At 70.8% G+C, this 13,285-nt stretch carries 16 protein-coding genes and 1 riboswitch; of the genes, 5 read left to right on the forward strand and 11 right to left on the reverse strand.

Annotation, left to right across the window (positions count from 1 at the left end; all coding sequences use genetic code 11):
• Positions 1 to 2: 2 nt before the first annotated feature.
• Together Q2K19_RS27755 and Q2K19_RS27760 are read right to left on the reverse strand one after the other, a co-directional pair.
• Positions 3 to 881, reverse strand: a complete 879-nt coding sequence (locus Q2K19_RS27755) for a bifunctional 5,10-methylenetetrahydrofolate dehydrogenase/5,10-methenyltetrahydrofolate cyclohydrolase (RefSeq protein ID WP_302765068.1) — start codon at positions 879 to 881, stop codon at positions 3 to 5.
• A 13-nt stretch (positions 882 to 894) separates the two neighbouring features.
• Positions 895 to 977, reverse strand: a riboswitch (ZMP/ZTP riboswitch).
• The gene (locus Q2K19_RS27760; protein ID WP_302765069.1) at positions 975 to 2,000 is read right to left on the reverse strand and encodes a hypothetical protein; all 1,026 of its coding nucleotides are present in this window, start codon (positions 1,998 to 2,000) and stop codon (positions 975 to 977) included. It overlaps the preceding riboswitch by 3 nt.
• 125 nt (positions 2,001 to 2,125) lie before the next feature.
• Here Q2K19_RS27760 and Q2K19_RS27765 point away from each other — a divergent pair, with 125 nt between their 5' ends.
• Positions 2,126 to 3,538, forward strand: a complete 1,413-nt coding sequence (locus Q2K19_RS27765; RefSeq protein WP_302765070.1) for an acyltransferase family protein — start codon at positions 2,126 to 2,128, stop codon at positions 3,536 to 3,538.
• A 94-nt stretch (positions 3,539 to 3,632) separates the two neighbouring features.
• On the opposite strand, the gene Q2K19_RS27770 is transcribed toward Q2K19_RS27765, so the two are convergent.
• Positions 3,633 to 3,836 (reverse strand): hypothetical protein, encoded by a 204-nt coding sequence (locus Q2K19_RS27770; RefSeq protein WP_302765071.1) that lies wholly within the window; start codon positions 3,834 to 3,836, stop codon positions 3,633 to 3,635.
• A 219-nt stretch (positions 3,837 to 4,055) separates the two neighbouring features.
• Between Q2K19_RS27770 and Q2K19_RS27775 the strand changes: the two genes are divergently transcribed.
• Positions 4,056 to 4,481 (forward strand): SRPBCC family protein, encoded by a 426-nt coding sequence (locus Q2K19_RS27775; RefSeq protein ID WP_302765072.1) that lies wholly within the window; start codon positions 4,056 to 4,058, stop codon positions 4,479 to 4,481.
• A 37-nt stretch (positions 4,482 to 4,518) separates the two neighbouring features.
• Here Q2K19_RS27775 and Q2K19_RS27780 read toward each other — a convergent pair whose 3' ends face one another.
• From Q2K19_RS27780 to Q2K19_RS27790, 3 genes are all read right to left on the reverse strand, one after another.
• A complete protein-coding gene (locus Q2K19_RS27780; RefSeq protein ID WP_302765073.1) occupies positions 4,519 to 5,532 on the reverse strand; it encodes a tyrosine-type recombinase/integrase in 1,014 nt (337 codons plus the stop codon).
• Between the two features lie 535 nt (positions 5,533 to 6,067).
• The gene (locus Q2K19_RS27785; RefSeq protein ID WP_302765074.1) at positions 6,068 to 6,727 is read right to left on the reverse strand and encodes a hypothetical protein; all 660 of its coding nucleotides are present in this window, start codon (positions 6,725 to 6,727) and stop codon (positions 6,068 to 6,070) included.
• 175 nt (positions 6,728 to 6,902) lie between these two features.
• Positions 6,903 to 7,253, reverse strand: a complete 351-nt coding sequence (locus tag Q2K19_RS27790) for a DinB family protein (RefSeq protein ID WP_368046115.1) — start codon at positions 7,251 to 7,253, stop codon at positions 6,903 to 6,905.
• A 14-nt stretch (positions 7,254 to 7,267) separates the two neighbouring features.
• Here Q2K19_RS27790 and Q2K19_RS27795 point away from each other — a divergent pair, with 14 nt between their 5' ends.
• Together Q2K19_RS27795 and Q2K19_RS27800 are read left to right on the forward strand one after the other, a co-directional pair.
• Positions 7,268 to 7,492 carry a hypothetical protein gene (locus tag Q2K19_RS27795; RefSeq protein ID WP_302765075.1) on the forward strand — a complete coding sequence of 75 codons (225 nt, stop codon included), beginning with the start codon at positions 7,268 to 7,270 and terminating at the stop codon, positions 7,490 to 7,492.
• Between the two features lie 326 nt (positions 7,493 to 7,818).
• Positions 7,819 to 8,241 (forward strand): hypothetical protein, encoded by a 423-nt coding sequence (locus Q2K19_RS27800; RefSeq protein WP_302765076.1) that lies wholly within the window; start codon positions 7,819 to 7,821, stop codon positions 8,239 to 8,241.
• 397 nt (positions 8,242 to 8,638) lie between these two features.
• On the opposite strand, the gene Q2K19_RS27805 is transcribed toward Q2K19_RS27800, so the two are convergent.
• From Q2K19_RS27805 to Q2K19_RS27820, 4 genes are all read right to left on the reverse strand, one after another.
• The gene (locus Q2K19_RS27805) at positions 8,639 to 9,073 is read right to left on the reverse strand and encodes an MOSC N-terminal beta barrel domain-containing protein (RefSeq protein WP_302765077.1); all 435 of its coding nucleotides are present in this window, start codon (positions 9,071 to 9,073) and stop codon (positions 8,639 to 8,641) included.
• A 64-nt stretch (positions 9,074 to 9,137) separates the two neighbouring features.
• Positions 9,138 to 10,082: an FAD-dependent oxidoreductase gene (locus tag Q2K19_RS27810; RefSeq protein ID WP_302765078.1), complete on the reverse strand. Its 945-nt coding sequence runs from the start codon at positions 10,080 to 10,082 to the stop codon at positions 9,138 to 9,140.
• Positions 10,083 to 10,169: 87 nt separating this feature from the next.
• Entirely contained in the window at positions 10,170 to 11,042 is an 873-nt protein-coding gene (locus Q2K19_RS27815) for a GNAT family N-acetyltransferase (protein ID WP_302765079.1), read from the reverse strand.
• 94 nt (positions 11,043 to 11,136) lie between these two features.
• Positions 11,137 to 11,625 carry a MarR family winged helix-turn-helix transcriptional regulator gene (locus Q2K19_RS27820; protein ID WP_302765080.1) on the reverse strand — a complete coding sequence of 163 codons (489 nt, stop codon included), beginning with the start codon at positions 11,623 to 11,625 and terminating at the stop codon, positions 11,137 to 11,139.
• Between the two features lie 249 nt (positions 11,626 to 11,874).
• Between Q2K19_RS27820 and Q2K19_RS27825 the strand changes: the two genes are divergently transcribed.
• On the forward strand, positions 11,875 to 12,756 hold the full coding sequence (locus tag Q2K19_RS27825; protein WP_302765081.1) for a pirin family protein: 882 nt from the start codon (positions 11,875 to 11,877) through the stop codon (positions 12,754 to 12,756).
• Positions 12,757 to 12,822: 66 nt separating this feature from the next.
• Here the strand turns inward: Q2K19_RS27825 and Q2K19_RS27830 are convergent, their stop codons facing one another.
• The gene (locus tag Q2K19_RS27830; protein WP_302765082.1) at positions 12,823 to 13,248 is read right to left on the reverse strand and encodes a MarR family winged helix-turn-helix transcriptional regulator; all 426 of its coding nucleotides are present in this window, start codon (positions 13,246 to 13,248) and stop codon (positions 12,823 to 12,825) included.
• Positions 13,249 to 13,285: the final 37 nt, after the last annotated feature.

The following is a 13,285-nucleotide window of genomic DNA, read 5'->3' on the forward strand; positions in this document are numbered from 1 at the left end:
GCTCAATCCAGCCCGGCCGCCCGCTGCGCCGCCCGCACCGCGTTACGGAACAACATCGCCACCGTCGTCGGACCCACCCCACCGACCCGCGGCGTGATCGCCCCCGCCACCTCGGCACACGACTCGTCCACGTCCGGCAGCAGCAGCCGCCCCTCGTAACGCACCCCACCGCCGACCACCACCGCGCCCGGCCGCACATGCTCCGGCCGCACGATCCCCGGCACCCCCGCCGCCGCCACCAGGATCTCCGCCCGCCGCGTGTACCGCGGCCAGTCCGCCACCCCGGTGTGCACCACCGTCACCGCCGCATTCGCCGTCGGCCGCTTCTGCGCCAGCAGCATCGCCAACGGCCGACCCAACGTGGCACCCCGACCCAGGATCACCACCTCCCGGCCCGCCACCGGCACCCCGTGGAACGCCAGCAACGCCTCGATCCCCGCCGGCGTACACGGCAACGGACCCGGCAACCCCAACGCCAGCCGACCCATGTTCACCGGGTGCATCCCGTCCACGTCCTTGTCCGGATCCAGCACCGCCAACGCCCGGTCATAGTCCAACCGCGCCGGCACCGGATGCTGCACCAGCACCCCGTGCACCGCCTTGTCCGCGTTGAAGTCCTCCAGCGCCGCGTGCAGATCCGCCTGCGACGCCGCCGCCGGCAGATGCACGTGCGGCGACGCGAACCCCAGCTCCGCCGCCTGCCGCTGCTTGATCCGGATGTATCCGGCACTCGCGTCGTCGTCACCCACCAGCACCGTCGCCAACGCCGGCGTCACCCCCGCCGCGCGCAGCGCCGCCACACTCTCGGCGACCTCCGCCAGCACCCGCTCCGCCACCGGCCCACCCGGCAGCAGCCGAGCCGTCGCACCCGAAGAAGACATGACACACCTCGCCCGCGGAGGCCCAGGCGGTCGACCCCCGCGACGAGCTCCCCGATGGTTGCTGCCATCCCCGTGCCGCCAGTCGCGTCCGCCTCAGCCTGCCACAGCGCGCTGCGCGACCGCATCCGCCACCGCCTGCCACCGCGGCAACGACCCCAGCAGCTCGCCGGCCCGGCGCCGCCGGTCCGCCGCCGACGCCACCCCCAGATCCGCCAACGCCGCCGCGAACGCCGGCCGCAACGCCCGCTCCCGCCCCGGGGCGTCCGCCGCCAGGATCGCGTGACATCGCGCGTACGACACCACGATCCAGAACATCGCCTCCCGGTGCGCGCCCGCCCCGATCAGCTCCGCGCTGCCGTCCACCACCACCGGCCGCCCCGCCGCGCTCACATCCGCCCGGAACGGAAACGGGGTACGCGCCACCCGCGCCGCCTCGTCGAACGCCACCGCCAACCCGGCCAGATGCTCCCGCACCCGCCCCGGACCCACCCCGCCGCCGTCCAGCGACGCCAGCAACTCCGGACACCGGTCGGCGAACCCGTACCCGGTGAGGACCTCCCGCGCCCGCACGTACCGCCGCCGTACCGTCGGATCCCGCAACCCCGCCACCACCGGCAGCAACGCCAACACCGACGTCGGGAACAACCACGCCAGCACCTGATCGTGCAGCGGCGCGGCGTCGTCCCACCGCCGCAACCCCTCCTCGATCCGCCGCCGCACCCCGGCCATCCGCCGTCGCACCCACACCGGATCCGCGTACCCGGCCGACACCCGCTCCCGCACCGCCGCCAACCGGCCCGTCGGATCCACGATCACCGTGTCCGTACGGAAGAACGGGGCGAACACCCACGACCCCAACACGTCCTGCGGCCCACCCAGCTCGTCCCAGCTGACCGCGCTGACCTCCAACAGCACCCCCCGGTGCCGAAACTTGCCCAGCTTCCCGCCCGAACCGTCCCGCACCAGCAGCACGTCCACGTCCGACGACGCCGGCAACACCGCGTCGGCCGGCAACCCCACCGTCGACCCGCTGAAGAACGCCCCCTCCACGCCCGGGTCCCGCCGCAAGTGCTCGCGCACCCACTCGACCGCGACCAGCCGAGCGTCACCCACCCGCATCCTGCAACAAGTCCCCTCAAGTCAGACAAAGCCGAACAACGCCCCGCCGCTTCTGAGAACATGAAGCCCTGCCCCTGCGTCAGCAGCTCGACGCCGCGCCGCCACGCCACGAACAGGAGCGGGGCATGGACCGTGTGCGTCGGCTCGCCACGCGGACGCCGGCCGGTCGGGAACGATACATCGACCTGCTCCGCGCATTGGCGATCATCCTCGTGGTCTACGGCCACTGGACGGACACCGTCATCGCATACGACCGCGCCGGTCACGTCACCGGCTACTCGGCGACCCCCGAGCTGCGGTGGGCACACCCGCTGACCTGGATCTTCCAGGTCATCCCGGTCTTCTTCCTCGTGGGCGGCTTCGCCAACGCCGCCTCCCTGACCACCTTTCAGGCCCGCGGTGACACCGCCACCGACTGGCTGCTGGACCGCAGCGCCCGGCTGATCCGCCCGAGCACCCTACTGCTCGGCACGCTGTTCGCCGGCAGCCTCCTGGCCCGGCTGCTCGGAGCCGACCCGACCGAGACCAGGACAGCGGTCTCGTTCGCCACCATCCCGCTGTGGTTCCTCTGCGCCTACGTCGCCGTCGTCGGCCTGACACCCTTGATGTACGCGCTGCACCGCCGTCTCGGATTCCTCGTACCGCTGCTGCTGGTGGCGCTCGTGGCCGCCGGCGACGTGGGCCGCCTCCGCGGCCACGGACCGCTCTCCGCAGGCAACTTCCTCTTCGGCTGGCTGGTCATCCACCAGATCGGCTTCGCCTGGTACGACCGCTACGCCACCACCCTCCCATCGGCAACGGGCCCACGAGCGGCCACCGAACGAGGCGGACTTCTCGCCCGACAACTGCCGATCGGCTGGCCCCTGGCGGTGACCCTGACCGCCGTGGGCCTCGGCGCGCTGTTGCTCCTCACCGTCGTCGGCCCCTACCCGGTCAGCATGCTCACCACGCCCGGCGAGCGAGAACTCGACAACTCCTCACCGCCAAGCCTCGCACTGCTCGCCCTGGCAACCCTCCAGCTCGGAGTCATCCTGCTCCTGTACCGCCCAGTTCAACGATGGCTGCGCCGCGGGCGACCCTGGCGGACGGTCATCGGGGTGAACGCCGTCGTGCTGACCATCTTCCTGTGGCACATCAGCGCCGTGCTGCCCCTGACTGCCGCTCTGAACGCCGCACACTGGCTGCCCGCCCCACCCGTCGGCACCGGAACCTGGTGGGCCTGGCGGGTGCCATGGCTGCTGAGCCTCACTGTCATCCTGCTCGGACTACTGGCCATCTTCGGACCGATCGAGGCACGCGCCGCCGGTCACCGCCCGGAGACCATCCCCGACCGGCAGCACGAGAGCCGACCGGGGAGAAGCCGTACCGTCCTCACCATCGGCGGATACGCCGGTGTGGTCCTCGGCCTGCTGATCAACAACGCGGTTCGCATGTCCACGCCCGAGCCACTGGGCATTCCCCCGGTCGCGTTGCTGGCCTACCTGGCCGGGGCAGGCGTCCTACGACTACTGAGATCGACCCGGCGGCACCCGGCCTGACCGCCGTCACCCACCCTGTTCCTCCGCGCCGAACATCGACCGCCGGCACCGCCCCGACCGACCGCGTCGAGACCGACCTGCCGTGTCCGCCCGGTCAACTGGTCGCCGCCTGCCAGTGATAGGTCCAGGGCGGCCCGGAGCCGGCGACGGCCGCTCGCACGTACAAGCCGTCCCCGACGACGTCGATCTCGCCCGGATGCAGCTCGGCCGGTGGTTGCCCACGGTCGTCGAGTACGACAGTGGCCGTGCGTCCGTCGGCCGGCCCGCCCACGACCACGACATCAGCTACCTCTCGCATAGCTGCAGCATCACGGTCAGACCTCGGAGCGCACGCCGGAATGCCGGAGTTTGCCACCTACGGCCCCCAACCCACCAACGGTGAGCTGACGCAGGCGCCTGTCCGGGCACGCCGGCCCGGTGCGAGCACAGCAGCGGCTACCTCGTCCGCGCAGACGTGACACCCTGACCGTCAAAGCACTGACGGATACCAGCGAACATGGGGAACAAAGGAGGGACGATGGCACCACTGGTTTCCACCATCGAGATCGCGCGTCCACCGGAAGAGGTCTTCGCCTACGCCACCGACCCGTCGCGGTTCGCCGAATGGCAGCACGACGTCGTCAAGGTGCACCTGCTGGACGGCTCCCGGTTCACCACCACCCGCCGGATCAGGGGCGCCGAGCGCACCATGACCCAGCAGATCACCCACAACGACCCGCCGCACAGCTGGGCCGCTCGAGGCACCGACGGCCCCATCCGTCCGCACGCCACGATCACCGTGGTGCCCACCGACAACGGAACCAGCTCCCGCGCCACATTCACACTGGACTTCGAGGGCCACGGGATCGGCCTTCCCCTGGTGCCACTGGTCCGCCGGCAAGCACGGCAGCAAGCACCGAACAGCTACCAGAACCTCAAACAGCTCCTCGAAAGCAACGAATAGCCCGCCGACCGGGCCGCCGCAGCGGCAACCGCCAGCACTAACCCCCACCTCCGACAGCGCGCCCACCCAGCAGACCCGCCAACGTACGGTTCGTGCGGTTCGAGCGCACCGCCGCGCGCTGCTGACCCGCCGTCACCTCGATGTACGTCTGCGACGACGCCAACGACGCGTGCCCCAGCAGTCGCATGATCTCCGCCGCGCTCGCCCCGTCCTCCGCCAGCCGGGTCGCGAACGTGTGCCGCAACGCGTGCAGACGCGCCCCCTTCGGCACCCGATCGCCGATGCCCGCCCGTCGGTAACACGACTCCACCAGATACTGCAGGCCACCCCGACGCAGCGGCTCACCCCGCCGGTCCACCAGCAGCGGCGCGTCCGGCCCGACACTGCGCGCACCGAACCGCCGCCGGCGAGTGTCCAGGTAGTCCGCCAGCACCCGGTCCAACCCCGCCTCGATCGGCACCGTACGCGGACGCCCGCCCTTGCCGGCGACGTCCACCCGCCGCTCACCGTCCCGGCCGGCCACCGACGACACCCGCAGCGCCAGCAGCTCGGACAGGCGCAGCCCCGCGCAGAGCGCCAGGGCCAGCACCGCCAGGTCCCGCTCCGGCCACGGGTCTCGCTGCCGCCCCGCCGCGCCGGCGACCGCGGCCAACAACTCCTCCGGGGTGTCCTCGCCGCGCAGCGGCTTGGGCCGGGGGAGCGCGGCGCGCGGCCGGCCCACCGCCGGCATCGGGTTTCCAGCGACGACGCCCTCAGCGACCAGGAAGGTGAAGAAGCTGTTCCAGGTGGACCAGGCACGGTGGACGGAGGCGGCGGCGCGGGCAGCGGCGAACCGGGCGAACGCCGCCCGCATGATCCGGGGGGAGAGCGCGGTGATCGGCACCTGGTCGAGGGGGAGGGGAGGGGTCTCGTCGGTGCCGGTCAGGGCCGCGATGATGGTCAGATCCCGCCGGTACGCCGCGAGGGTGTGCGGGGACGGCTTGCGGGTGGCCCGGTCGGTCAGGAACTCCTCGATCAACCGTCCTGTCGATTCGCCCGCTTTGTCATGCATAAGGGACATTATGCACGACTTTCGCGTTTCCGTCACCCCGAAAGTCGGGGGAGAGCACGAACGTCTTCCGCAGTGGCTCCAAACGCAGGGATTCCGGCCCAGGGCGCGTCTGGCGCGGTGCGCCGTGCGGCAACCGCGGCGTGGCGACCAGCGCCGAGCCGACTACCACCCGGGGAGCGGGTCACCCTGGCAGGAGGCAGACGTCGGCGCCCGTCGAGAACTGACGGATGTGCTGCCACAGGCGTCGAAGTGCTGATGCGGGCGCGGCACACCCGGAGCTGGCTGGCCGAGCCGCCGCACCTCGTGGCAGGTGGCCGCGGTTACCTGCGCGGAGCGGCTCCTCGCCAACCGGGAACGGCCGCGTGGCGGACGCATCTCGTCAAGGCACCGGGGCTGCTTCCCCGGGGAGGGTCCCGCCCACTTGACTTTACATAATGTAGATTATCGAATCTCCTGTCCGCGCACGTGGCCGGCCTCGCGCTATGCGGATGCCGCTACAGGTACGCAATCTCCACTTCTCCGGCGGCTCGGCGGCTCAGAACGTCACCGGCTCGGCCTTGACGATCTCCAGCGGCACCCCGGGTCCGTAGTACGCGGGAAGCAACTTCTTCGCCTTGTCCACATCGGGCACGCCGACCTCGATGTCGCCCTTGTCGGGCCGTGGCCCGATCATGTTGATCTGCACACCCCTGCTGCGCCAGTACGCCATGTCCGCCGAGATGCGGTCCGCGCGGGCCCCCAACTCGACAATCGAGTACCGGGCGTCCACGATCTCGACGCAGTCCCTGGCGAAGTCGCGCAGCACCCACGCGTCGAAGCTCGCCGACGGCTTGCGGCGTACCAGAATCCGGTCACGGATCTGGACCAGCTCGACGCTGGCGTATACGTCGGGAAAGCGGGAGCTGGCGACAGGGTTGAGCCTGTTGGCCACCTCATCGAGCCGGTTCTGGTTCTCCGGCTGCGGCGTACCACTGATCTCCATGGCCGGGGTGGTCGTGGCGAAGGCGCACCCGGCCGTCTGCACCACGCCGTCCGCGCGGCGGCCCCCGGCGGTGGGTGTCGGCGCGGGCGCCGTCTCCACGGCGGCGCCGGCGCGAACCGGCGTTGTACCGGACGGATCGGCGCAGCCCGCCACCATCATTCCCAGTACACTGCCGGCCACGGCGAGCACAGCCGGCACCAGACGCAATCGCATGACCCCCATCCTCGTCGTCGAAGGTCACGGTTGGACCCGGGCTGGCGTGCCACGGTTCCCGTACGGCCGGCGGCAGCACCCGATTCGGGCGTGCTCTCTGGCACCGGGGTCCTGCGGGGGTGTCCGCCGTCCCCGCGCGACTGATCAGCATGACTCAACAGCGCGAGGCGTCTGGTCATCCCATCGCGGCGAGGTCGCGGACGGCGAAGCTGTGGTGCGCCCACTCCTCGTTGAAGATGACCCGCAGGCACGCCGAGGCGGCGCGAGGGCCGGGCGACGGCCAGCCGGGCGGGGCGTTCGGCTCGCGTACCCGGTCCAGGTCCTCCTGGGTGACGGTGGCGAGGAACTCCCGTACCTCGGTCATGCGGCCGGCCCGGACCGCCACCACCTCGGCGAAGCTCGGATCGGCACCCAGGTCGATGCCGAGGTCCGCACCGTTCGTGATGAACGTCGCCGGCAACCCGAGCGGGTGGTACGGCCGTTCCCGGCCCAGTACCGCCTGACCGAACCACAGGTCGGTCGCCATCACCAGATGCCGCAGTGTCTGGACGAACGACCACTCCCCGTCGATCCTGTTCCGCCCTCCCTCATGAGGGGTACGCGGCCTACGTCTGGCTGTCGGTCGACGAGAAGAGGGCGGAGGTCAAGGCGGAGGTTCGCCTGGCGGCGAAGCTGGTCAGCCAGCACCGCGAGTCGGAGGACGACGGGGCGGCAATCGGGGTGCTTGGGGCGGCCGACGGGTGGGAGCAGCTACCGCCCGGGTAGCCCGGGCCCCTGTACGGTCCGCACCGCGTACCGGATCTCGTCGAGCCGCGGCCCGCCGTTGTAGCGCAGCTGCGCGCCGACCCGCCGCGGTGGCCACCTCGAAGACGATCACGCCCGGCAGCGCGGCCGGTTCGGCCGGCTTCTCCCCTCGCCCTCGTCCACGCCGGGAATTATGCGCGGCTGATGTGGACGGCCAGAACCCCTCTCGCGAGTCGGGCTAATCGCCGCTTTGACGGCGCGCATACTCTCCGGTCATGTGCGATGACTACACCCCGACGCCGGCGGAGGTCGCGAGGCCCCAGACGGATCGGGCCACGGGAGACCACATGAGACAGAAGCTGCACGATGCCCTGATCCGCACCGCAACCCCACTCCTCAACCCTGGTGAGACGCCGGCCGCGACCGGTCGAGCCCGCCTTGGCCAGGTCTCGCTCGCCCGCAATGCCGCCCTGGCCGCCGCCTCGACGGTGCTGTCCGGCGTGAATCTGAATAACGCCTACTACGTGCTGCTGACCAACCAGCGGCTGCTGCTGCTCGAGCCGCACTGGCTAACCAGCCGCCCCACCGCGAAGGTCGTCGGCAACATCCCCCGGCCACTCCTGTCGGTCGCGGACGTCAAGCGTGCAGTCATGACGTCGGTGACGCTGTCGATCGGCGGTGAGGGCAAGAAGCTGCTACTCAAGTACCCGTCGCTGGACAAGGAAGGCGCAGAGTCACTGCTCAAGGCGCTCGAGGCAAGCGGCGTCTGATCAACCAGCTAGGTTGCCGGGACCGTTGCCTTTGCCAGGACCAGCGAGAGTCGTTGCGGTCCGCGCCCGCCTGCTGGGATCTCTACGCCAGATCCCGAGGCGAGTTGCGCGCACCGTGGCGCTGATTCGTCCCAGGCCTCGGCCTACTCGAGCGCGGGCCGCCGGATCTCGGCGAGGGCCAAGGCCACGCGCTGGTGCTCGGTGATGAGCTCGCCGGCGCGACGGGCCCGCTCACCGGGTCCGCGATGCCGGCCACCGCCTCGAGCTCGTCCACGCGCCATCGGCAGGGCCTGCGGTGCCTGCTCTCCGCGTTCGGCGGCGCCCTCGGATATCCATTCGTTGAGCTGGTGGAGTGAGGGCAGCGTGGCGGCGAGGAGTGGACCGGCGTCGGACAGGTTCAGTGGGGTCGCCTGGGGAGGCCCCCGTGGTTGGTGGCGACCGGCCGGCGGCGGGGGTCGTCGAGCCACGCCAGCCGCAACGGGCGCTGGAACTGGGCCGAGAGCCATTCATGGGCTTCTTCGTAGGCCAGCCTCACGGTGTCCAAGCGGGAGACGGTGGTGGTGACCAACTGCCCGTATGTCGGTTCAGGGACGGCGAGGGTGGAACCGTCCAGCCCGGTGAGGGTGATCGAACCGAGGGCCGGCGCGGCGCTGACGCCGAGCATGCGGTGTTCGTTGCGCGCGGTCAGGTAGCTGCCGTCTGGATTGAGGGCGAGCCAGCGCCGATCGTGGCGCAGGCCCCACGGCTCGACCGTGGCTTGCCCGACGCCGGTGCCTCCGAGCGATTTGACGGGATAGATCTGCACGGCGGTGAGGCGCATGATCTCGACCATAGGTCACCTGCACGGTTGGCGAGGGCCGCCGATGATCTAGGGGTATAAGCCGCCACGTATTGGGTCAGGACAGTCCTGACACGAGTGCGGCCACGTCCTCGGCGCAGCCGTACGACAGGGTGACGCCCGCCCCACCGTGGCCGTAGCAGTGCACGACCGGGCCGCGGTCGATGAACCCGGTTTCCAGCCGGACGCTCGGGCGCCCGGGACGTAGGCCCACGCGCTGGCTGAGGATGGGGGCCTTCTCGAGCGCGGGTACGAGCTCTATGCACCGTTTCAGGATGCCCGCGGTCGTTTCCGGCCGGACGCTCAGCTCCTCGTCGTCCTCCTCGGCGGTGCCGCCGAGCAGCACGGTGTCACTCCTCGGTACGACGTAGGTCAGCTGTTCCGGGACGCTCTGATCGAGTAGCCATTCGGTCAGGCCGACCTGCGCGACGACGATGACCTGTCCCCGCACCGGCGTCAGCGTCCGGTCGTGGATCAACTCCCTGGACCCCAGCCCGGGGCAGTTCACCACGACGTCCACGTCGTCGAAGGCCCCGGCCAGATCGTCCACGTGTCGCGTCCGGACGGTGACCCCCGCCGTTTCCAACTGGCCGTGCAGCCAGGGCAGATGCATCGCCATGTCCACCACCGGAACGCTCAGCTCGTAACCGTCGACGTAGCCGGTCGGCAGTCGCTCGTCGGGGACCCGACCCAGTTCGGGAACGGCCCCCCGCCACCACGGGTCGGCGGTGTGCTGGCGGAACAACTCCCGCCCGAGGCGCATCCGAACGCCGGCGGACGGGTCGGAGGTCAGGCGGCACAGCACCTCGTAGGTGGTCGCCGACCATCGGGTCACGTCCGCCTCCGGGTAGGCGCGGTAGGGGTACCAGAGCGCCGCGGCGACCGAGGATGTGGTGCTGTTCCCCAGCTGCGCGGCGACCACGTCGACCTCATGACCGGCTTGCACCAGACGGAGCGCACAGGTCAAGCCCACCACACCGGCACCGACGACCCTGACCTTCATGCCTCGAGATCACACCACATCGACGTGCCCGTACGCGCAACGGGCGCGGGCCGGAGCGGGCGACGCCGCCCGTCAGGGGCAGCGCCGTCAAGCGAGAGCGGGCGACGGAACGGCGCGGTGCGGGTCCAGCAGCATGGCGTGTGTCGCCATGAACAGGTCCATGCTGGTTACCCGCCATCCGGCTGCCAGCAGCGGCCGGACAGCCGGGTGTGGCGCCGGCAGGCACACCCGGGCGTTGCCGCCGGCGGTCTCGAGCGCGGCGAGCACCGCCAGCACGCTGTCCGCCGCCTGGGCGTCGTGAAGACGCGGATCCCCTGCCAGGTGCACCAGACCGAAGCCGTCACCTTCCCCTGCTGCGGTGCCCGCAGCACAGGGGCGACCATCCAGGTTCGCGACAATTGCCATCCCGTTCGGCCGCCGCGCCCAGGCGCGATGGTCGGTGCGGCGATCGATGCCCGTCCAGGCCGCCTCAAGCGTGCTGACCGCCTCGGGTGTGGACGACTCGACCGTCCAGCGAGCGGGCGTCGACACGGTGTGACCGGTCAGGTACAGCAGCGGCCACCAGCCGCCCAGGCCGGCGCTCGTGTAGAGCGGTAGCGCATGTGGGTGTTGGCTGCTGAACGTCATCCGGGGGGAGTTCTGCTCGGGCCACAGCTCGGCGAGCAGTGCCCTTCCACAGCCGCGACCGTGGTGCGACGGATGAACGAATAGGTCGCACAGCATTGAGGTCACGCCGTCACGTCCGGGGATGCCCCGGGTCGCACCAAAACCGACAATCCGGCCGCCAGCGATCACAACGGCGATCCGGCCGTACCGCAGCAGGTGCCCGACGTACGCGGGGTCGACGCCGGTCCATTCGCCCCGCTGACCCGCCGCCTCGGCAACCCGCCCGATGGCATCGACGTCAGCGGTGGTGGCGCCGCGAACCATCAGGCCTTGCCGGGGTGCGAGATTGGTCATCCGCCACATCCTGCCCCCACTGACCACGGCGCGAGGGGCTGGGAGCAACGAGAAGCGCTGGAGCCTGCACACGACCTACCTCGGCGCGGTCTCGTCAGCGCTCCGGGACCGGTCCGGGGTGGGGTAGCTGGGACCAGCCGGTGGCGGCTGCGACCCGTTCGGCGATGGCGGTCAGCTGGGCGATCTCGTCCTGGTTGAGCTGGTCGACGAGGACGTTCCGGATGGTTTCGACGTGCCCCGGTGCGGCCGCGGCGACGGCGGCGTAGCCCTGGTCGGTCAGTTTGACCATGGTGCCGCGGGCGTCGGTGGGGCACTCGGAGCGGGTGATCAGCCCGCGCTGTTCCATCCGGCGTAGCTGGTGCGCGATGCGGCTGCGGTCCCAGCCGAGCCAGGTGGCCAGGTACCGAACGCGCAGGGTCCGCCCTTCGGCTTCGGAGAGCGGCACCAGCACCTCGTAGTCGGGGCGGGAGATGCCCGCTTCGCTGAGCTGCCGGTCGATGGCGACCTCCACCGCGCGGTGCATGCGCAGGTAGGCCCGCCACATGCGGCTCTCCTGCTCGTTCAGCCAGCGTGGTTCGGTCACACGTCACACTCTACCCCGATTTTGTTGACGCGTCAGCATCTTGGTCGTAGTTTCGCTGATGCATCAGCAATTTGCTGCCGGCCATATCCGAGGAGTTCAAGGACCTGGCCGCGCAGATGCGCGTACAGGCCGAGGAACTCGCCCGCTCGCACGGCCGCGCCCTGCGCTGAGGGTCGGCCCCACCCCAGCCCGAGGCGCCGAGACCGTTCCAGCGTGGCGCCCAGCAGGCAGAGCAAGGAGGAACGCCCCATGGCCCCGCATCCAGCCCGGCGCACCGTCGACCGGGTCACCCGCAAGCAGCGGTTGGGCCCGGACGCGCAGGTCGACGACAAGGCGCTCATCATCGCCCCGACCGATCCGTCGCAGACCGACCCCTTCCTCCTGCTGAGCGAGGACTGGTTCTCCGCTCCGGGTTTCGAGTGGCATCCCCACCGGGGCCTGGAGACCGTCACCACCGTGCTCGACGGTGTACTCGAGCACGGTGACAACCTCGGCAACGCCGGGGCACTCGAGGTCGGCGACGTCCAGTGGATGACCGCCGGACGGGGCATCATCCACCGTGAGCTGGCCTACCGGAACGAGCACGCGCACACGTTGCAGCTCTGGCTGAACCTGCCCGCGAAGCGGAAGATGGCCGAGACCCGTTACCAGGACGTCCTCGCCGCCGCTCGGCCGCGCATCACCCTGCCCGGCGTGATCGTCGACGTGGTCTCCGGCACGGTGGCCGGTGTCACCGGGCCGGCGTTGAACCATCACCCGGTGCAGGGCGTCATCATCACCCTCGACCCGCTCGCCGGCTGCGAGCTGCCGGTGCCAGCCCGGCACCGGCTGTTCGCGTACGTCGTCGAGGGCGAGATCACGGTGGCCGGCAGGAGGTTGCGGGCCGGTGAGACGGCCTGGTCCGATCCCATCCGGGGCGCCACGGATTCCCTCCTGGCGCTGACCGCCGCGGATGGTGCGGCCCCGGCGCGAGTCATGGTCTACAGCGGTGAGCCGCTCCGGGAGCCGGTCGCGATGGGCGGCCCGTTCGTCATGAACCGGCGGGTCGAGATCGTCCAGGCGTTCAACGACTTCCACGCCGGCAAGTTCGGCAGCGTGCCCCGCCAGGCACGGTTGGCCTACGACCGCTGACCGGCTCCCGATCGGTCCGGGGGCTCGGCGTCGTGCATCCTGTCCGCCCGCCTGACGGCTACCGGGCTAGCTGGAGGGCGGGCGGGCGACGATGCGCTCAAGGAGAGCGTGGAGCTGGCCCAGCTCGGTGTCGTCGAGGTTGCCGAACTGGTCCCGGAGCGCCCGCTCGACCAGCGGGTCACAGCGCTTGAGCAGTGCTGCCCCGTCGTCGGTGAGCCGGTGGAGCAGTCTGCGGCCGGGGCCCTGAGCGCGTTCGACGAGCCCGCGGTCGACCAGCCGGCTCACCAGCGCGCCGAAGGACTGATCCGTCTGGAAGGTCACCTGGGCCAGTTCGTGAGCCGATTTGCCGGGGTGGGCCGCGATGTTACGCAGGACGATCCACTGGGACATGGTCGTGCCCAGCGGTGCGAGGCCGGCGTCGACCGCGAGCTGCTTGCGCTGCTGGATCTGCTTGATGTGCAAGCCCAGCTTGAAGACGTCGACTGCGGTCATCATCACAGCATACCGCGTGTCTAAGGACCCTTAGATA

This window comes from Micromonospora sp. NBRC 110009 (genome assembly GCF_030518795.1).
Taxonomy (GTDB): Bacteria; Actinomycetota; Actinomycetes; order Mycobacteriales; family Micromonosporaceae; genus Micromonospora.